This window comes from Brenneria sp. L3-3C-1 (assembly GCF_016456245.1).
Taxonomy (GTDB): Bacteria; Pseudomonadota; Gammaproteobacteria; order Enterobacterales; family Enterobacteriaceae; genus Brenneria.
On record NZ_JAEMHF010000015.1, the window covers coordinates 17,500 to 36,420 of the forward strand.

Annotated in this window: 13 protein-coding genes and 1 riboswitch; of the genes, 3 read left to right on the plus strand and 10 right to left on the minus strand. The window is 56.6% G+C overall.

Annotated features, from left to right (window positions below; translation table 11 throughout):
• Window positions 1-79: 79 nt before the first annotated feature.
• Window positions 80-634, minus strand: coding sequence for a cytochrome b561 (gene cybB / locus JG725_RS19305; RefSeq protein ID WP_199379499.1), 555 nt, complete (start codon window positions 632-634; stop codon window positions 80-82).
• Between the two features lie 324 nt (window positions 635-958).
• A riboswitch (TPP riboswitch) is annotated at window positions 959-1,050 on the plus strand.
• Window positions 1,051-1,083: 33 nt separating this feature from the next.
• Here cybB and thiM point away from each other — a divergent pair.
• The 3 genes from thiM to psiE all read left to right on the plus strand — a co-directional run bounded on the left by thiM (window position 1,084) and on the right by psiE (window position 3,267).
• The gene (thiM, locus tag JG725_RS19310) at window positions 1,084-1,878 is read left to right on the plus strand and encodes a hydroxyethylthiazole kinase (protein ID WP_199379501.1); all 795 of its coding nucleotides are present in this window, start codon (window positions 1,084-1,086) and stop codon (window positions 1,876-1,878) included.
• Window positions 1,875-2,678: a bifunctional hydroxymethylpyrimidine kinase/phosphomethylpyrimidine kinase gene (gene thiD / locus JG725_RS19315; RefSeq protein ID WP_172291727.1), complete on the plus strand. Its 804-nt coding sequence runs from the start codon at window positions 1,875-1,877 to the stop codon at window positions 2,676-2,678. The genes thiM and thiD overlap by 4 nt, the downstream gene beginning before the upstream one ends.
• A 181-nt stretch (window positions 2,679-2,859) precedes the next feature.
• Window positions 2,860-3,267 (plus strand): phosphate-starvation-inducible protein PsiE, encoded by a 408-nt coding sequence (gene psiE, locus JG725_RS19320; protein ID WP_172291728.1) that lies wholly within the window; start codon window positions 2,860-2,862, stop codon window positions 3,265-3,267.
• Between the two features lie 47 nt (window positions 3,268-3,314).
• Here the strand turns inward: psiE and yegS are convergent, their stop codons facing one another.
• The 9 genes from yegS to JG725_RS19365 all read right to left on the minus strand — a co-directional run bounded on the left by yegS (window position 3,315) and on the right by JG725_RS19365 (window position 18,710).
• Window positions 3,315-4,214 carry a lipid kinase YegS gene (gene yegS, locus JG725_RS19325; RefSeq protein WP_172291729.1) on the minus strand — a complete coding sequence of 300 codons (900 nt, stop codon included), beginning with the start codon at window positions 4,212-4,214 and terminating at the stop codon, window positions 3,315-3,317.
• A gap of 482 nt (window positions 4,215-4,696) precedes the next feature.
• Window positions 4,697-6,058, minus strand: coding sequence for a tRNA 5-hydroxyuridine modification protein YegQ (gene yegQ, locus JG725_RS19330; RefSeq protein WP_172291730.1), 1,362 nt, complete (start codon window positions 6,056-6,058; stop codon window positions 4,697-4,699).
• A 156-nt stretch (window positions 6,059-6,214) separates the two neighbouring features.
• Window positions 6,215-7,180, minus strand: a complete 966-nt coding sequence (locus tag JG725_RS19335) for a glutathione S-transferase family protein (RefSeq protein ID WP_172291731.1) — start codon at window positions 7,178-7,180, stop codon at window positions 6,215-6,217.
• 120 nt (window positions 7,181-7,300) lie between these two features.
• The gene (gene baeR / locus JG725_RS19340) at window positions 7,301-8,023 is read right to left on the minus strand and encodes a two-component system response regulator BaeR (RefSeq protein WP_172291732.1); all 723 of its coding nucleotides are present in this window, start codon (window positions 8,021-8,023) and stop codon (window positions 7,301-7,303) included.
• A gap of 11 nt (window positions 8,024-8,034) precedes the next feature.
• Window positions 8,035-9,408: a two-component system sensor histidine kinase BaeS gene (baeS, locus tag JG725_RS19345; protein WP_199379503.1), complete on the minus strand. Its 1,374-nt coding sequence runs from the start codon at window positions 9,406-9,408 to the stop codon at window positions 8,035-8,037.
• A gap of 7 nt (window positions 9,409-9,415) precedes the next feature.
• Window positions 9,416-10,819 carry an MFS transporter gene (locus JG725_RS19350; RefSeq protein ID WP_199379504.1) on the minus strand — a complete coding sequence of 468 codons (1,404 nt, stop codon included), beginning with the start codon at window positions 10,817-10,819 and terminating at the stop codon, window positions 9,416-9,418.
• A gap of 459 nt (window positions 10,820-11,278) precedes the next feature.
• A complete protein-coding gene (gene mdtC / locus JG725_RS19355) occupies window positions 11,279-14,365 on the minus strand; it encodes a multidrug efflux RND transporter permease subunit MdtC (RefSeq protein ID WP_199379506.1) in 3,087 nt (1,028 codons plus the stop codon).
• Window positions 14,362-17,484, minus strand: coding sequence for an MdtB/MuxB family multidrug efflux RND transporter permease subunit (locus tag JG725_RS19360; protein ID WP_172291736.1), 3,123 nt, complete (start codon window positions 17,482-17,484; stop codon window positions 14,362-14,364). Before JG725_RS19360 ends, mdtC begins: the two co-directional genes overlap by 4 nt.
• Window positions 17,484-18,710, minus strand: a complete 1,227-nt coding sequence (locus tag JG725_RS19365) for an MdtA/MuxA family multidrug efflux RND transporter periplasmic adaptor subunit (RefSeq protein ID WP_199379508.1) — start codon at window positions 18,708-18,710, stop codon at window positions 17,484-17,486. The genes JG725_RS19360 and JG725_RS19365 overlap by 1 nt, the downstream gene beginning before the upstream one ends.
• Window positions 18,711-18,921 lie beyond the last annotated feature (211 nt).

Below are 18,921 nucleotides of genomic sequence, written 5' to 3' on the forward strand. Positions count from 1 at the left end.
GCATTCCGGGATTAGGGAGCGAGTGGCGTGGTTTGTATCCGCCGAGGTTGCCCTGGCGGATATCGGACGAACAAAACGGTTATGTGGCGGAGCGATCTTTTTTGGCCGGCATCATTCTTAGCAACGTATTGTCACGTAAGAAATAATGGTGGAACAACGCTGCCGCCGCATGTAATCCGATCAGCCAATATCCCAGCGGGGCCAGCGTTTCGTGAAGATCGATCAAGCTTCGCGCCAGTTCGATATTGGCGGGCGACGCGACCGGCATACCAATGCCAAAAATAGCCCAGTCGTTGCCGCGCAGATAGCGTGATAATAACCCCAGCACCGGCAAGACCAGAAAAAGCGCATAGATTAGAAAATGTGACAGGTTGGCAAGGTAACGCTGCCAGAGGGCCGGCGGCGGCACAATGGCTGGCGCCGGATGGGTAAATTTATAAATCAGCCTGGCGACCATCAACAACAAAATGGCAAAGCCGCAACTGAAATGCGCGCCTATAACAATCTGACGGGCCAGCGATCCCCTCGGGGCCAGACCACGCAACTCTATCGTGGCATAGGTGACGATAACCAGGAGAAATACTCCCCAGTGCAGTGCTATTTGAACATTCGAAAAACGATCCGATTTTTTCATGCTTCCAAATATCTCTAAAAGTCTGTGAACGCTATCACAATACCCTGTTGTTTCTGGGGGAAACCAAAACATTTACATTAATTTAATGATTAAGAAACTTATTGGGGGGTTGCCCGCTGGTGAGTACACCTGTTTTTTACCGGTATTTACCCGGTTATTTGTTAGTTTCTGGCGGGAAGCGGTGGATAGGTAGCTGCCTGTCTGGGCGGCTAAAACAGCCTGATGGCGAAAAAAGCCTCCGGGGATGGATTGTTGTTTCCCGCTTTGTTGGACATACTGTGTCTGACAGATGGCCGTGCCGTCTGTGCGCGTTAATATTTTGATATCAATGACTCGGGGTGCCCGTTGGGGCTGAGAAATTACCCGTATTACCTGAACTGGATAATGCCAGCGGAGGGAAGTCACGGTACGCCGACCGGTTGCCGTCTTCTTCGCCGGTTGGGGGGATCATGAACGTTCAACCTGTCGCTTTACCCGCTGCTCATGCGGCGGCGTCGCTGACGCAATTTTATGTGTCGTCTCCTTTAGTACACTGCCTGACCAACGATGTCGTACAGTCATTTACGGCGAATGTCTTACTGGCGTTAGGCGCCTCTCCGGCAATGGTCGTGGATCCCGCGGAAGCCGCACAGTTCAGCGCGTTGGCCGATGCGCTGCTGATTAACGTCGGCACGCTGGAGCGCGATCGCGCAAAGGCCATGTTGGCGGCCGTGAATAGCGCCAATCAGGCGGGGACGCCGTGGGTGCTCGATCCGGTTGCGGTTGGCGGACTGACGTTTCGTACTGAATTTGCCCGTGAACTGCTGCGGCTTAAACCGGCGGCCATCCGCGGTAATGCGTCAGAAATTATGGCGTTGTCCGGGCTGAATACGCAGGGGCGAGGCGTGGACAGCACCAATGATTCGTTTACGGCGCTGTCGGCGGCGCGTGAGCTGGCGCGCCGTATCGCTACGGTGGTTGCGGTCACCGGCGAGGTGGACTACGTCACGGATGGTGAGCGTGACTGGGCGATTAGCGGCGGGGATAGCATCATGACCCGCGTGGTGGGAACCGGCTGTGCCTTATCCGCCGTGGTTGCCGCTTTCTGCGCGCTGAACGGCGACCGGCTACAGCATGTGGCGACGGCCTGCCGTGTGATGTCGCGAGCGGGCGAACAGGCATCAAGACAGTCTCAGGGGCCGGGTAGTTTTATCCCCGCGTTTCTTGACCAACTCTATCATCTGCGCGCGGAGGATCTGGCATGAAGCGAATCAATGCGTTAACGATTGCCGGCACCGATCCCAGCGGCGGGGCGGGAATTCAGGCCGACCTGAAAACGTTCTCGGCGCTGGAAGCCTACGGCACTACGGTGATTACCGCGCTGGTGGCGCAAAATACGCGGGGCGTTCAGTCGGTCTACCGGATTGAACCGGCGTTTGTGACGGCTCAACTGGATTCGGTATTGAGCGATGTGCGTATCGACAGCGCCAAGATTGGGATGTTGGCGCAGGCTGATATTGTCGAGGCGGTGGCCGAGCGTTTAGGTCATTACGCAGTGCCTTATGTGGTGCTGGATACGGTAATGCTGGCGAAAAGCGGCGATCCGCTGTTGTCGCCTGATGCGGTGGCGTCGATCCGCCGTTTACTGTTGCCGCGGGTCTCCATCATTACCCCCAATCTACCGGAAGCGGCGGCCCTGCTTGACTGCGCGCCGGCAGATAACGAACGGGAAATGCGCCAGCAGGGTGAGGCGCTGTTGGCGATGGGGTGTCAGGCGGTGTTGATGAAAGGCGGGCACTTGAGCGAGGAGGAAAGCCCGGACTGGCTGTTCAGCCAAAACGCCGCGCCGCGCCGTTTTACTTCTCCTCGCGTCAAAACCCGGCATACGCACGGCACCGGGTGCACGTTATCCGCCGCGCTGGCCGCTTTGCGGCCGCGACATGATTCGTGGGAGAGCACGGTGAAAGCAGCGAAAGATTATCTGCAACAGGCATTACAGCAGGCTGATTCGCTGGAAGTGGGGCAGGGTATCGGGCCGGTACATCATTTCCATCGCTGGTGGTGAGTCATGTTGTCGGCGTCTAAAGCCAGGGAGGAAAAGGACGCCGATATGCTGGCGTCGGCCCGGTAAATTTGCTTACTAATAAGCAGGTTGTCTCCCTCATCAGGGATAAGGGTGATAACCTGTCGGCAGCAAAACATGGCAACGGGCCTTAGGGTCGCCTATCGGGCGTAAGGGAGTGAGTATGGCGGGTTCAACACGTAGCATTAAGGTTTCAAACGGACTCCAGACGATACTCAATATTGGATTGCTGATATTGGCCACCATTCTGGTGATCTTTCTGGGGAAGGAAACCTATCATCTGGCGAAATTGCTGTTGATTACCAGCGAGAAAGAGTCGTCTTATCAGATGATTGAAAGTATCGTTATTTACTTTCTGTATTTTGAGTTTATTGCGTTGATCGTGAAGTATTTTCAGTCGGGTTATCATTTCCCGCTGCGTTATTTCGTTTATATCGGCATCACGGCGATTATCCGGCTGATTATCGTCGATCACAAAAATCCGCTGGATACGCTGATTTATGCCGCTTCGATTCTCTTGCTGGTGGTGACGTTGTATCTGGCGAACAGCAATCGTCTGAAGCGCGAATAGCTGACCCGCCAACTTTCCCCTTGCTAAAGGGGGCCGGCTGGGCCGACTCATCCCAGTAACGCGCACTGCGGCGGTAAACGGCACTGGATGGCCGCCGGGACAATTTCGATATGAAAACGTTTTGCCTTCAGCGGTTCGCCGTCCAGATTGAACGTCATATCGTCCGGGGCGGTAATTTCCAGCCAGGGCAGAGTGGCCGAAATCATATTCTGGTTTTTATTGCCGGTAAACCACGCCTGTAACATATTGGGCAACAGTTCTTGCGCCGACAACACGCTCAGTTCCAACAGGCCGTCATTTACCAAGGCCTCCGGGCAAAGCAGTTGACCGCCGCCGGCCTGGCGGCCGTTACCCACCGCGATGACCAGCGTATCGCCCGACCAGCTAAAATCCGGGCCGCGGATTTCACAGCGTTCGGCTTGCAGCATATCCATACGCAGCAGCGCGTGCAGAATATAAGATGCGCCGCCCAGCGCGGCTTTCATTTTTGCCGGGGTTTCTGTGGTAATGCGGGTAGCGAATCCGCCGGTCGCCATGTTGATGAAATAGTGTTCGTTATTGACGACGGCTAAATCAATGGCGGTCGGCCTGCCTTTGATGGCCAGCGTCAGCGCACGGTGAATTTCAACCGGAATCTGACAGCTGGTGGCGAAATCATTGGCGGTGCCCAGCGGAATAATGCCCAGACACGGGCGCATCGCCTCAGGTTGAACCGCCAACGTGCCGGCCACTTCATTGATGGTGCCGTCGCCTCCGGCGGCGATGATATTGCCGACTTTTAACCGCACCGCTTCTTCTACATAGCGCCGCGCATCACCAAACTCCCAGGTCACTCTGACATGCAGTACGTATCCGTCCTGACGTAACTGCTCGACTGCCTGACGAAGCTCCTCATTACCTGCACTTTTTCCATTCAGAATTAGCAGAGTGGCAGGGGGTTGAACCATAGTGTTCTCCATATTCGGTATTTCAGGACGGCCGGATGCGCAATGTCCTCTAATAATAGTCAGTGAATATGCCGGCGGGTATCGGAAGATTCGGTGAATATATTTGTCATTCTGCAAGTCGCCGGTGCGTTGGCTGGTCAAATTCGTTCCCGACGAATGAGTCCTTTGTTTGCCGTCGTCCTGCAACTCGCATTATTTAAAGTATATACCCGTCATACTTCAAGTTGCAGGTGCGTTGGCTTTCCTGCAACTTGAAGTATTTAGTGTATAGATAGCTAAAGAAGGGGGATTGACCAACCAGAAAAGAAAAAGCCAGCTCAAGGGAGATTGAGCTGGCCAAGGAGGTGGTTCCTAGTAGTATCACTACGCTTATTTTTCGTTCTATATTTTCTCAGCGTTGCAATAGTAACCAGAAGCCCCGTCCATTGATGTGATCTGATTCTAATATTTGTCAAAAGCCCCATCTTTTGTGGAGCATTCTGCTACTTTGCGTTTGGATTTCGTGTCGTGGTGCCCGGCAAATTGCGCAGCAGCAGCGCAAATTCCAGCGCGATCTCTTCCGGAACCGGCAAGTAGACGATGTGTCCGTTGCCCGGCGCGACGTCGGTAGCCTGCCCTTTGGCGTTTTGCATCGCCTCAATGGTGAACTGGATATTGCCGCCCGGCGTCATCATTTCCACGCTGTCGCCGCAGGAAAATTTGTTTTTCACCGCCACTTCCGCCAGCCCGTCGCGGCGCACGCCGGTGAATTCGCCGACGAACTGCTGCCGATCGGACACCGAATAACCATAGTCGTAATTCTGATAATCTTCATGCACATGGCGGCGCAGAAACCCTTCGGTATAGCCGCGGTGAGCCAGCCCTTCCAGCGTTTGCAGCAGAGTCGGATCAAACGGTTTTCCCGCCGCGGCGTCATCGATAGCCCGACGGTATACCTGGGCGGTACGCGCACAGTAATAGAATGACTTGGTGCGGCCTTCGATTTTCAGCGAGTGAACCTGCATCTGCGTCAGGCGTTCTACGTGCTGAATGGCGCGTAAGTCGCGTGAGTTCATGATGTAAGTCCCGTGTTCGTCTTCAAAGGCGCTCATGTATTCGCCGGGACGCTGGTTTTCTTCCAGCATGAACACTTTGTCGGTGGGCGCGCCAATGCCCAGGGTGGGTTCCACATTTTTTACCGCGATGGGCTCATGCTGGTGGACGATATTACCGACCTCATCTTCCTTGCCTTCCTGTACGTTGTACTCCCAGCGGCAGGCGTTGGTGCAGGTTCCCTGATTGGGGTCGCGCTTGTTGATATAGCCGGATAGCAGGCAGCGGCCCGAATACGCCATGCACAGCGCTCCATGCACAAAGATCTCCAGTTCCATTTCCGGCACCTGGCTGCGGATTTCGGCGATCTCCTCCAGCGACAGCTCGCGGGACAGAATAACGCGGCTCAGCCCCATCTGTTGCCAGAATTTCACCGTTGCCCAGTTCACGGCATTGGCCTGGACGGACAGATGAACCGGCATGTGCGGGAAGTTTTCTCTGACCAGCATAATCAGCCCGGGATCGGACATAATCAACGCATCCGGCCCCATTTCAATCACCGGTTGCAAGTCACGCAGGAAGGTTTTCAGCTTGGCGTTATGCGGCGCGATATTCACCACCACATAGAATTTCTTACCCAGTTCATGGGCTTCATTGATAGCCTGCGCCAGCGTCTGATGGTTGAATTCGTTATTACGCACCCGCAGGCTGTAACGAGGTTGACCGGCATAAATCGCATCCGCGCCATAGGCGAAAGCGTAACGCATATTTTTAAGCGTACCGGCCGGAGAAAGTAATTCCGGTTTAAACATGGTATCTCTCGATTCTGATCACAAGTCAGGCTGCCCCCGGCGGGAGCAGTAAAGGCGGGGATTCTAGCGCTTATGAACGGAAAAAGCAGCAGACGGCCCACAAAAAGTAGGTCTATTGCGTGCCGTTTGTGCGTGACGACGGGATGGCGGCGGCGCTCAGAAGGCGGCCACGGCCACCACCGACTGGCCCAACGCTTCGCGGTTATGCGGGCGATGTAAATCAACAACCGGCCCCACGGGAACAATACCCGTCGGGTTCAGCCATAGAATGCCGTAGTAACCGGTTTTAATGTGGTCGATATTGACGGTCTCGGGTACGCCAGGCCATTGGTAAAGCTCGCGCAGGTAGTTCGACAGATGGGGATAATCGGCGATACGGCGGAGATTGCATTTGAACGCGCCATGATAAGCGACGTCGAAGCGCACCAGAGTGACAAACAGGCGCCAGTCGGCTTCGGTCAGCGTATTGCCGGCGATATAACGATGCGTCGCCAGGTGCTTTTCCAGTTCATCCAGCGTGGAAAACAACGCCGTGACGGACTGATTGTAGCTGTCCTGCGTTTTGGCAAACCCGGTTTTATATACGCCGTTGTTCACATGGTGATAAAGGGTTTCGTTCCAGCGGTCGATCTCGCCGCGCAGCGCCGGGGGATAAAAGTCGAGGCGATTGCCGGTCAAATCATTAAAACCGTTATTCAGAATACGGATGATATCCGCCGACTCGTTATTGATGATCCGGCCTTCCAGACGATCCCATAATACCGGAACCGAGACCTTCCCGGTGTAGTGTTTATCCGTCGCGGTATACAACTGATGGAGAAAACGGATCGGGCCGACATGCTCGCCGGCGTCCTGTGGGGTGGCGAATTCCCAGCCGTTATCCGCGATGCGCGGTTCGGCAACCGCGAGCGGAATGATCGCTTCCAACCCTTTCAGTTTGCGCAGGATTAAGGTGCGCGAGGCCCAGGGGCAGAGATAAGAGACAAACAGTTGGTAACGGCCTTTTTCCGCGACGATCCCGGTCTGGCGGAATGTGGTCGCCTGACGATGGAATGCACCGTTCTTTATTTCTTCCGCCGCCACATCGCCGTTAACCCATTTTCCGTCTACTAAACCTGACATTACGCCTCTCCCGATTTTATTGCGTTTCGGTAAGCCTAGCAGCCTGGGGTAAAGAAAAAATGATAAATTTTTAACTAAGTCAGACAGATTTTTTGACCGGATACGCTTTCACCGCCAACGCTACATTAGTTTGCAGGGCGCGGCTTCCCAGCGATATCCGATGCCGTACACGGTACGGATAAACGAGGTATCCCCGTCAAACTGTTCCAGCTTGCGGCGCAGATTTTTGATATGACTGTCGATGGTGCGATCGGTTACGACCCGGTAGTCGTCATACAGTTTGTCCAGTAGCTCTTCACGGGAAAACACTTTACCCGGCTCGGTCGACAGCGTCCTGAGCAAGCGGAGTTCCGCCGGCGTCAGATCGAGGTTTTGCCCCAGATAGCTGGCCTGAAAACTGTCTTTGTCAATCAGCAGCGCGGCTTCATCCGCCGGTTTGTGCGCGTCCGTCTGCCAGCCGCAGCGGCGCAGCAAGGTTCTAACCCTCACCACCACCTCGCGCGGGCTGAAGGGTTTACAGATGTAATCGTCCGCGCCGATTTCCAGCCCCAGCAAACGATCGATTTCTTCGCTGCGGGCGGTGACCATAATGATCGGCACATTGGAAAACAGGCGAATAGCGCGGCACAGCGTCAGGCCGTCGGTGCCGGGCAGCATCAGATCCAGCAGGATCAGCGCCGGGGCTTGTTGCTGAACCCAGGGGATCACCCTGTTTCCGTTGGTTATCCAGTGTGTCTGATAATTCGCCGCCTGTAGATAGTCAACCAGTAATTGCCCCAGCTTGGGTTCATCTTCGACGATTAAAATAGACAGAGGATTGTCGAAAGCAGCTTCAGTTGTCATTATTCCGTGTTCTATTCTGGCGCATGTAAGGGAAGCTCGACGGTAATCAGCAGACCACCCGATGGGGAATGTTCAGCATACAGTCGTCCGCCATGCGCCTCAACGATATTATTACAGATAGCCAGTCCCAAACCTGAACCGCCGCTGGCGCGATTGCGCGAGCTTTCCGCCCGGTAAAAACGTTCAAAAATCAGCGTAAGCTGCTCGTCGGTGACGCCCGGCGCGCTGTCCTGCCAGCTAATGACCAGTTGTTGGCGCTGAATTTCCGCCCGTATGTCCAGCGTTCCCTTTTCATCGGTGTAGCGCAAACTGTTTTCCAGTAGGTTTTTGAATAGCTGACTTAAACGATCGGGATCGCCGAACAGGCTGGCCTGCGGCGGGAAATCTGCCGTCAGGGTAATCTGTTTTTTCTGATAGCGTTCATGGAAAGCGGCAATGGCGATGCGCAACAGCCGTACGGCATCCACGCCTACCTTGCGATAGGTCAGCGTTCCCCGATCGGATAAAGACAACTGGTGAAGGTCGTCCACCAACTGGGTCATGATGGCTACTTCCGCTTGTAACGACTGCAACGAGCCGGCATCGGGCTGACGTACGCCGTCCTGTAGAGCTTCCAGTTCGCCGCGCAATATCGCCAGCGGCGTGCGTAATTCATGCGAGACATCAGCCATAAAGGCACGACGTGATTGATCGTTTTTTTCCAATGCGCAGGCCAACTGGTTAAAATCCTGTGCCAATCGGCCCAGTTCATCGTGTGTCGTCGCGGTGACGCGGGCGCTGAAATCGCCCGCCGCCAGACGATGTATGCCATTGACCAGCCGTTTAACCGGCGCCAGCAGGCCGCGCGAGGTCAGCCAGGTGGCAAGGATCGCCAGCAGGGTGGACAACGCCACGATAAGCCAACTGGTTCGCTGTTGTTGCCGGTCGAAATTGATATCGGCATTGCGGGTCAGGCGTTCGACAGGGGAGGCGACCACCCAGCCGACGGTGTGATTTTGCACAGTAATCGCCTGCCATATTCCTTCCGCCGGGGCCAACGCCGGGGGGCCGAACAACTGGTGTTTGTCGGCGTCCAGCACCCAGGTACGAACCCGCCAGCCGTGCAGGGCGTTATTGGCGCCACGGTCGCTGTTTTGCTCCATCGAATGCAATATCTTGGCGACCAGACGTCCGTTGCTGCGCAAAAAAGTCCAGTCTCCGTTCTGCTGGTATTGCTCCGCCAGGGCGTCGCTCAACTGCACCACTTGTTGTTCGTTACCCTGTTTGAGGTAGTCGATAAATCCGCGCTCAAAGCTGACGCGCATGCCCCAGTGCATGGTAATCAGCACCAGCATACAGGTGGCGAAAATCGCCAGAAACAATTTAGCGGTGATGCCGAATCTCATAGTAGCCTCATGACCGACGGGGAAGCGTCGATTGTTTAACGGTGTCCGGCGGCACGCGATTAAAGATTAACGCGGGCAACGCAATAATGACCGACATGGCGAGATAGCTATAAAGGAACATAGAGTGTGTTTCCTCGAATCCCATCGTCAGGTGCGGTTGTGAAAATATCCCCAGCAATATCCCCGAAATACTGACCCCCACGCTCATGGACAACTGCATCGTCATTGACAGCAGACTGTTGCCGCCGCTGGCGAGGTCATCGGGAAGATCTTTAAGCGTCAGCGTATTCATGGTGGAAAAACGGATTGAGTTTACGGTGCCGAGGAAAAACAGCACCACAGGCATCAGCCAGACCCAATTCATCATCGCCACCAGCGCAAACAACAGGGTCACCAGCGCCAGCAGCAGCGTTGAGGCGATCAGCACCCGGCGGTAGTCAAAGCGGTTGACAATCTGCACCACCACCCGCTTGATCCCCATACTGCCCAGCACCATGGGGATCATCATCATCCCGGCGTGAAACGGCGAAAATCCCATGCCTAACTGCAAAAATAACGGGGTCATAAAAGGCAACATGCCGCTGCCGATGCGCGCCAGGAAACTGCCGCTTAACCCGACGGAAAAGGTCGGGGTATTGAACAAACGCAGATTGAACAGGGCGCGGCGGTTATTACGGGCATGCAGGCAGTAACTCAGCAGGGAAATCAGCCCCGCGGCGATCAGGGTGAAAATCACTAGCGGCGGGATGCCAAGATTGTTGTGTCCGTCCAGCGCCAGCGTCAGGGTGGCCATCGCCACGGCGAGCCATAAAAAACCACGCATATCAAAGCGCTGGGTTTGCATGGTGTAATTGGGCATCAGCAGCCAGGTGGCGATTGCCCCGGCAATACCCACCGGCAGGTTGATGAGAAAAATCCAGTGCCAACTGGCGTACTCCACCAGAAAACCCCCGAGGGCCGGCCCCAGCAACGGCCCGATCTGGCCGGGCAAGGTCACGAAAGTCATGGCGGCCATATACTGATTGCGCGGCACGATTTTCATTACCGTCAGACGCCCGACCGGCACCATCATGGCGCCGCCAATCCCCTGAATGACGCGGGAAATCAGCAGTTCATTCAGGGTTTCCGAACGCGCGCACAGCAGCGATCCCAGCGTGAACAGCAGGATGGCGGAGAAGAAGATATTTTTGACCCCGATACGATCCGCCAGCCAACCGCTGGCGGGCAGCATGATGGCGACGGTCAGCACATAGGAAACAATCACCGAGTGCATATGCAGCGGGTTTTCGTTCAGGCTGGCGGCCATCGACGGCAGCGCGGTATTCACAATAGTGGTATCCAGCGTCTGCATAAAAAAGCCAAAGGCGACAATCCACAACTGCCAGCGAACGGAGGCGGGCTGAGTCAGCATGTTTCAGGATGCTCCTGAGCGGATAAGGTAATTTGTAGATAGTGAGTAAATATATAGGTTGACACCCTGTGGCGTAAATTGTGCTGAGGGAAACGCAGACCTTCCGGATAAGCGGCATGTATGCCGCGCAAGACAAAAACGTCTAGAACGTTTTTGTCTTGCGCTGGCCCGTAAGGGCGAGCCCCATGGATGGGGCGAGTATCCCGCGTCAGCGGCGGTCCGAAAAGAGGATGCTTTTCCCGAAAGTACCGCGCGGCGGCACAATTTCCCGCCAAAAGCCAGGGTTTCAAGGGCGACGGCGATTGAACCGCCCTTGGTCGGGCGCGTATGGGGGGCTAACAGAAAAATATTGCGTCTTTCGCGCACGAAACTTTCCCCTGAGATGACATGTTCCTCTTACGGAAACCAATATGTTTTGCAATTTACGCCAACTGGCATAACTGACCGGCAAGTTACCCGTTAGCTTTTCGTTTCTATTATTCGCCGCGCCGGCGCGGTGCGCCGCACGTTCCGCAGTTTGTCGAAAAACAAATACACCACCGGCGTGGTATACAGTGTAAGAAGTTGACTCATCACCAGCCCGCCGACGATGGTGATGCCGAGCGGCTGGCGCAGCTCCGCGCCGTCGCCGCTGGTGATCACCAACGGCAATGCGCCGAACAGCGCCGCCAGCGTGGTCATCATAATCGGGCGAAAACGCAACAGGCTGGCCTGAAATATGGCGTCTCTGGCGCTGAGCCCGCCGGTACGCTGCGCCACCAGCGCAAAGTCGACCATCATAATGGCATTTTTTTTCACAATGCCAATCAGCAACATGATGCCGATTAGCGCAATCAAGCTGAACGGCGCGCCAAACCATTCCAGCGCCAGTAAGGCGCCCACGCCGGCAGAGGGCAGGGTGGAAAGAATGGTCAACGGATGCACGTAGCTTTCGTACAACACGCCCAGCACGATATACACGGTAATAATCGCCGCCAGAATCAATAACAGCTGTGATGTTTGCGACTGCTGGAATGCCTGCGCCGTTCCAGAGAACTGGCCGCGCACCGTTGACGGCACGCCCAGCGAGGTCATGGCTCTTTCCACCGCCACAGTGGCGTCGGAAAGCGTTGACCCTGGCGGCAGGTTAAAGGAGATGGTTGATGCGGCGGACAGTCCCTGATGATTGACCGACAGCGGCGCGTTCACCGGCTGCCAGCGGGCAAAGTAGGCCAACGGGATGGGTTTGCTTTCGCCGTTGATGACAAACATTTTGTCCAGCGCGCTGACATCCTGCGTGTAGGCGGCGTCCACTTCCATCACCACTTTGTACTGGTTTAACGGCTGGTAAATCGTCGAAATCTGTCGTTGACCGAAAGCATTGTTCAGTAAGTCGTTGGCGCTGGCGACATCGATCCCCAGTCGGGCCATGGCATCGCGATCGTAGGTCAGCGCCATTTCCGACCCTTTATCCTGTTGATCGGAATTGACGTCGGCCAGTTGGGGCAATTTGCTCAGCGCTTCACGGATTTTCGGCTCCCAGACGCGCAGCTCATCAAGATCGTCGGACAACAGCGTGTACTGATAACTGGCATTGGCTTCACGCCCGCCGATGCGAATATCTTGTACCGGCATTAAGAACAGCGTCGCCCCCGGTTCTTTCGACAGTTTGGCGCGCAGGCGGGCGATCACCTGCTGGGCGCTGACGTCCCGTTCCGATAGCGGCTTGAGTGAAATAAACATCGAACCGCTGTTGGTTCGCGATCCGCCGGTAAAGCCGGTGACGTTGTCCACCGCCGGATCGCTGCGTACGATGGTCATGAAGTTCTGTAGTTTCAGCTTCATGGCCTGGAACGAAATACTTTGGTCGGCCTGAATAAACCCGGTCAGCCTGCCGGTATCCTGCTCCGGGAAAAACGTTTTCGGGATGCTGATATACAGCCAGACATTGAGGGCGATGGTCGCCAGCAACACCACCAGCACCCAACGGGCGTGGTTGAGCACCCACTTCAGCGAACGCCCGTAGCCTTGCTGCATTGCCAGCAGGACGCGGCTGAAACCACGCAACCGCGGCTGGCTGCGCTTCGGCACGGCGCGCAATAACCGGGCGCACATCATGGGCGTCAGGGTGAGCGAAACCAGCAGTGAGATAATGATGGCCACCGACAAGGTAACGGCGAATTCACGAAACAACCTCCCCGGCAGTCCTTCCATCAACAGCAGCGGGATGAACACCGCCACCAGCGAGAGACTCATCGACAGCACGGTGAAACCGACTTCGCGCACCCCCTGTAGCGAGGCCTGCAAGGGCTTCATGCCCGCCTCAATATGACGTGAAATATTTTCCAGCACCACGATGGCGTCATCCACCACGAAACCGGTGGCGATGGTTAGCGCCATCAGCGACAGATTATTCAGGCTGAAACCGCACAAATACATGGCGGCAAAGGTGCCGATGAGTGAAACCGGCACCGCTACCGCGGGGATTAAGGTCGCGCGTCCTGAGCGCAGGAACAGGAAAACCACCAGAATCACCAGCGCCACGGCTATCACCAGCGATTGTTCCACTTCAGCCAGCGAGGCGCGGATAGTCGGCGAACGATCCTGGGCGACGGCAAGCTGAATGGCTGCCGGCAGGCTGCCCCGCAGATCGGGCAAGGCGGCGCGGATACTGTCCACGGTGGTAATAATATTGGCGCCGGGGGCGCGGCTGATCACCACCAGAACGGCAGGTTTGGCGTTAGTCATCCCGGCGTTACGCGAGTTTTGCACCGAATCCCGCACCGTCGCCACGTCGCTCAGTCGCACGGCCGCCCCGTTGTTATAGCGAATAATCAGCGGTTCATAGGCGGCAGCGGTTTTCAACTCGTCATTGGTTTTTATCTGCCAGCGTTGCTGACGGCTTTCAACGTTGCCGAGCGGTTGACGCACGTTGGCCTGACTGATGGCCTGCCGCACCTCATCCAACGAAATGCCTTGATTAAACAACGCTTGCGGATTAAGCGCCACGCGTACCGCCGGCAGCGAACTGCCGCCGACGGAGACATCGCCCACGCCTTCCATCTGGGAAATTTTCTGCGCCAGCCGGGTGGAGGCATAGTCATACAACTGCCCCTGATCGTAGGTCTCCGATGTCAGCGTCAGGATCATGATCGGGGCATCGGAAGGATTCACCTTCCGATAGGTCGGGCGGCTGGGCATGCCCGACGGCAGCAGATGCTGTGCGGCATTGATGGCGGCCTGCACGTCACGTGCCGCGCCGTTGATATCCCGGTCGAGATTAAAGATCAGAATAATGCGCGTGCTGCCCAGCGAACTCATGGAGGTCATTTCACTGACGCCGGCGATCCTGCCTAACGCCCGTTCCAGCGGGGTGGCGACCGACGAAGCCATGGTTTCCGGCGACGCGCCGGACAGCGAGGCGCTGACCACGATCGCCGGGAAATCCACCTGCGGCAGGGGCGACACCGGCAGCAGGCGAAAGCCAATGGCGCCGCACAGGGTGATAGCCAGGGTCAGCAGAATGGTGGCGACCGGCCGATGGATAAACAGGGCGAAGAACTTCACTCGGTTTCTTCCTCCTGCCGCGGGAGGCGACGGAAGCGCTGCGCCAGCCGGTCAAACAGCAGATAAATGACCGGGGTGGTAAACAGCGTCAGTATCTGGCTCATAATCAGACCGCCGACCATACAGATCCCCAGCGGCTGCCGCAATTCCGCGCCGACCCCGGTGCTCAACATCAGCGGCAGTGCACTGAGCAGCGCCGCCATGGTGGTCATCAGAATCGGTCGGAAACGCAACAAACAGGCCTGATAGATAGCATCATACGGTTTCATGCCTTGCCCGCGTTCGGCGGCCAGCGCGAAGTCGATCATCATGATGGCGTTCTTCTTCACGATACCGATCAGCAAAATGATGCCGATAATGGCGATCACATCCAGCTCGTTGCCGGCCATCATCAGCGCCAGCAGCGCCCCGACCCCGGCGGTAGGCAACGTCGACAGGATGGTCACCGGATGAATAAAGCTCTCGTACAGCACGCCGAGGACGATGTACATGGCGACAACCGCGGCGACAATCAGCCACACCGTGTTGCCCAGAGAAGACTGGAATGCCAGCGTACTTCCCTGGAAACGAGTGGTGATATCCGCCGGCAGGTTCATTTGCCGCTCTGCCTGGGTGATGGCGTCCACCGCCTCGCCCAGCGAATAGCCGTCGGCGACGTTGAAGGAGATTGTGGTCGAGGGGAACTGATCGAGATGATTGATCGCCAGCGGCCCCTGACGCTCCTCGACGCTGGCGATGCTGCTCAGCGGAATGCTCCCGCCGTCGCTGCTGAGTAAGCGGATATCGTTCAGCGCATCCAGCCCGTTATTGTGGGCGGTGTCGTGTTCAAGCACCACGCGATACTGGCTGGCCTGAGTATAGATGGTGGAGATCAGGCGCTGACCGAAAGCGTTATATAGCGCGCTGTCCACCTCCGCCATGCTGATGCCCAGACGGCTGGCGCTGTCGCGGTTGACGTTCACATAAGCGATCGCGGCTTTGTCCTGCCAGTCGCTGCTGACATCCTCCAACTGCGGCAATTTCTGTAGCCCGGTCATCAATTCCGGCACCCACCGGCTCAGTTCATCCAGCGACATCGCCTGTAATGTGAACTGATATTGCGTCCGGCTGACCTGCGTATCAATAGTAAGATCCTGCACCGGTTGCAGATAAAGCTGAATGCCGGGGAGCTGCGCGGTTTGCTGTTGCAGTCGGGCGATGATTTCAGGAATGCGCTCGCTGCGTTCACTGAGCGGTTTCAGATTGATTTGCAGCCGGCCGCTGTTAAGCGCGGCGTTGGTGCCGTCGACCCCGACGAAAGAGGACACGCTCTGTACCGCCGGATCTTTCATGATGATGGAAGCAACCTGCTGCTGACGCTCGGCCATATTGCTGAATGATACCGACTGCGGGGCCTGCACCGTTCCCTGAATAATGCTGTTGTCCTGCACCGGGAAGAATCCTTTGGGGATCCACAGATACAGCAGCACGGTCAGCACTAGCGTGCCTAACGCCACGCTCAGCGTCAGCCACGGGTGGTTCAGCACCTTGCGCAACCAGACGCCGTAACCCTCTACCACACGGGTAAAAAAGCGTTCGCTGGCGCGAGTAAAACGGTTCTGTTTATTCAGCGACCGGTGGCTGAGCATCCGGGCGCACATCATTGGCGTCAGCGTGAGCGAGACGACCGCCGAAATCAGAATGGCGACGGCCAGGGTAATGGCGAACTCGCGGAACAGCCGCCCGATGATATCGCCCATAAACAGCAGCGGGATCAGCACGGCAATCAGTGAAAAAGTCAGTGAAATAATGGTAAAACCAATTTCCCCGGCGCCTTTCAGCGCGGCATTGAGCGGTTTTTCTCCCTTTTCGATATAACGGGAGATATTTTCAATCACCACGATCGCATCATCCACCACAAACCCGGTGGCGATGGTCAGCGCCATTAGCGTCAGGTTATTGATGGAGAAACCCAGGAAATACATGACCGCAAAGGTGCCGATTAGCGAAAGCGGCACGGCGATGCTGGGGATCAACGTCGCGACGGCATTACGCAGAAACAGGTAAATCACCATGACCACCAGCGCGATGGCCAGCAGCAATTCAAACTGCACGTCCTTTACCGATGCCCGGATGCTGACGGTGCGATCGGTCAGCGTGGAGACTTCAACCGATTTCGGCAGGCTGGCGGTTAAGCCGGGCAACATCTGGCGAATGCTGTCGGTGGTGGTGATCACGTTGGCGCCCGGCTGGCGCTGAACGTTGATAATGATCGCCTGCTGACGATTCGCCCAGGCGGCCAGATAGGTATTTTCCGCCGCCTGTTCAATGGTGGCGACATCGCGCAGGCGTACCGGGGCGTCATTACGCCAGGCGACGATCAACTGACGATAATCCTCCGCGGATTTCATTTGATCGTTGGCGGACAGGATCACCGAGCGGGTCGGGCCGTCGAGGCTGCCTTTGGCCGAATTGACGTTGGCGGCGGTAATGGCGCTGCGGATCGTTTCGCCGGTCAGCCCGTAAGCCGCCAGCGCCGGCGCATTCAGTTTGACTCGCACGGCCGGGCGTTGGCCGCCGGCCAGCGAAACCAGACCGACGCCCGCCACCTGCGAAATTTTCTGCGCGATGCGGTTATCGGCCAGATCCTGAACCTGCGTCATCGGCATGGCGCTGGAGGTAACGGCCAGCGTCATAATCGGCGGGTCGGCGGGGTTGACCTTACTGTAGGTCGGCGGATAGGGCAGATCGCTCGGCAACAGATTGGCGGCGGCGTTGATGGCCGCCTGTACGTCCTGTTCGGCAATATCCAGCGAGAGTTCGAGCTGGAATTGCAAGGTAATCACCGATGCGCCGCCGGAGCTTTGGGCCGACATCTGTTTCAGCCCGGACATCTGTCCGAACTGGCGTTCCAATGGCGCGGTAATCGCCGACGTCACCACTTCCGGGCTGGCGCCGGGATAGAGCGTGATCACCTGAATGGTGGGATAGTCCACCTCCGGCAGCGCGGCAACCGGTAGCGCGCGGTAGCCGATAATACCCGCCAGCAGGATGGCGACCATTAACAGCGTGGTCGCCACCGGACGCAGTATGAAAAGCCGCGATGGCCCGCCGCCGTTGGCTGGAACGGTATCCTGCATCAGGGTTTCTCCCCGGTGGTGACCGGTGTTTTCTCCGTCGCGGCAGAGGGCAGCACCTCAACCTTGACCCCTTCGGTCAGACGATCGATACCGTCGGTGACCACCATGACGTCGGGGCTAAGGCCCGCGGTAATCACCACTTGCTGACCGTACTGAATACCGGTGGTGATCTGGCGTTTACTGACCTCATGTTTATCATTCAGTATCCAGACAAAGTGGCCTTCATTGCCCATTTGCACGGCGGCGACGGGAGCGACGACCGCATTTTGCAGCGTATCGACCTTCATACGAATATTGACGAACTGATTGGGGAACAACGCGTCGTCGCTATTTTCGAAACGGGCCTTAAGCCTGATGGTGCCGGTGGTGACGTCGATCTGGTTATCCATACTGAGCAGGCTGCCCTGCGACAGCTTCTGCTGATTGGCGCGATCCCAGGCTTCAACCACCGGTGACTGATCTGATTTCTGCGCCTTAAGGATGGTGGCAATTTCGTCTTCAGGTACGGTAAAAACCACATCGATCGGGTGCGTTTGGGTGATAACCACGAGACCGTCGGTATCGCCGCTGGTGATGTAATTCCCTATATCAACCTGTTTTAAACCGACCCGGCCGCTGATCGGGGCGGTAATTTTGCTGTAGGCCAGCTGTAGTTCAGCGCTGGCCACCGCGCCTTGATCGGCTTTGATGCTGCCTTCCGCCTGCCGTACCAGCGCCGTCTGCGCATCCAGTTCCTGACGGGAGATCAGATTGGTTTTCACCAACTGCTGATAGCGGGCCAAATCCTGCCGGGCGTTGGCGAGTATCGCCTGATCTTTCGCCAGTTGCCCTTGAGCCTGAGTCAGTTCGACCTGATAAGGACGGGGATCGATTTCCGCCAGCAGATCGCCCGCGTTGACCTGTTGCCCTTCCTGAAAATGCAGCGCCATCAGTTCGCCGTTAACCCGGCTGCGGATAGTCACGGTGCCGGCTGCCGTGACGGTTCCCAGCCCGGACAGATAGTAGGGAACGGACACGGATTGCGTCTGCGCGGCCTGTACGGGAGACAAGGCGTTCATGGCCGCACGACGGCCGCTTTCGCCGCCCGCCCGCGACGGCTGGGAATGAGCGGTTCCACTCGGGCCGGAAGCGGTAGACGATGGAGAAAAAAAATGGCGCCAGAGCAACAAGGCGACGGCAATGACGGCGACGAAGATCAACAACCGTAAGACGAGTTTGGCATTCATGGTAATGGGGTAAATCTCCAGATCACGCGGACACAAGGCAGGTTACTGAAACAAGGTGTTTATCATACTAGTTTAAGCAGCGTATGCAGGGCAAAAATGAAGGAAATATGGAAGATATGTCAGGGATTGTCGGCCGGAGCGGAAGTTATTGACAAAAACGGGGGGCGAGTAACAAAAATGCCGCCTTGTTCCGGCAGGGTAGATAGCAAGG

Bases quoted from the DNA above. Each gene is read 5' to 3' on its own strand.
- cybB (WP_199379499.1), bottom strand. From the start codon at position 634: ATGAAAAAATCGGATCGTTTTTCGAATGTTCAAATAGCACTGCACTGG.
- thiM (WP_199379501.1), top strand. From the start codon at position 1,084: ATGAACGTTCAACCTGTCGCTTTACCCGCTGCTCATGCGGCGGCGTCG.
- thiD (WP_172291727.1), top strand. From the start codon at position 1,875: ATGAAGCGAATCAATGCGTTAACGATTGCCGGCACCGATCCCAGCGGC.
- psiE (WP_172291728.1), top strand. From the start codon at position 2,860: ATGGCGGGTTCAACACGTAGCATTAAGGTTTCAAACGGACTCCAGACG.
- yegS (WP_172291729.1), bottom strand. From the start codon at position 4,214: ATGGTTCAACCCCCTGCCACTCTGCTAATTCTGAATGGAAAAAGTGCA.
- yegQ (WP_172291730.1), bottom strand. From the start codon at position 6,058: ATGTTTAAACCGGAATTACTTTCTCCGGCCGGTACGCTTAAAAATATG.
- JG725_RS19335 (WP_172291731.1), bottom strand. From the start codon at position 7,180: ATGTCAGGTTTAGTAGACGGAAAATGGGTTAACGGCGATGTGGCGGCG.
- baeR (WP_172291732.1), bottom strand. From the start codon at position 8,023: ATGACAACTGAAGCTGCTTTCGACAATCCTCTGTCTATTTTAATCGTC.
- baeS (WP_199379503.1), bottom strand. From the start codon at position 9,408: ATGAGATTCGGCATCACCGCTAAATTGTTTCTGGCGATTTTCGCCACC.
- JG725_RS19350 (WP_199379504.1), bottom strand. From the start codon at position 10,819: ATGCTGACTCAGCCCGCCTCCGTTCGCTGGCAGTTGTGGATTGTCGCC.
- JG725_RS19360 (WP_172291736.1), bottom strand. From the start codon at position 17,484: ATGCAGGATACCGTTCCAGCCAACGGCGGCGGGCCATCGCGGCTTTTC.
- JG725_RS19365 (WP_199379508.1), bottom strand. From the start codon at position 18,710: ATGAATGCCAAACTCGTCTTACGGTTGTTGATCTTCGTCGCCGTCATT.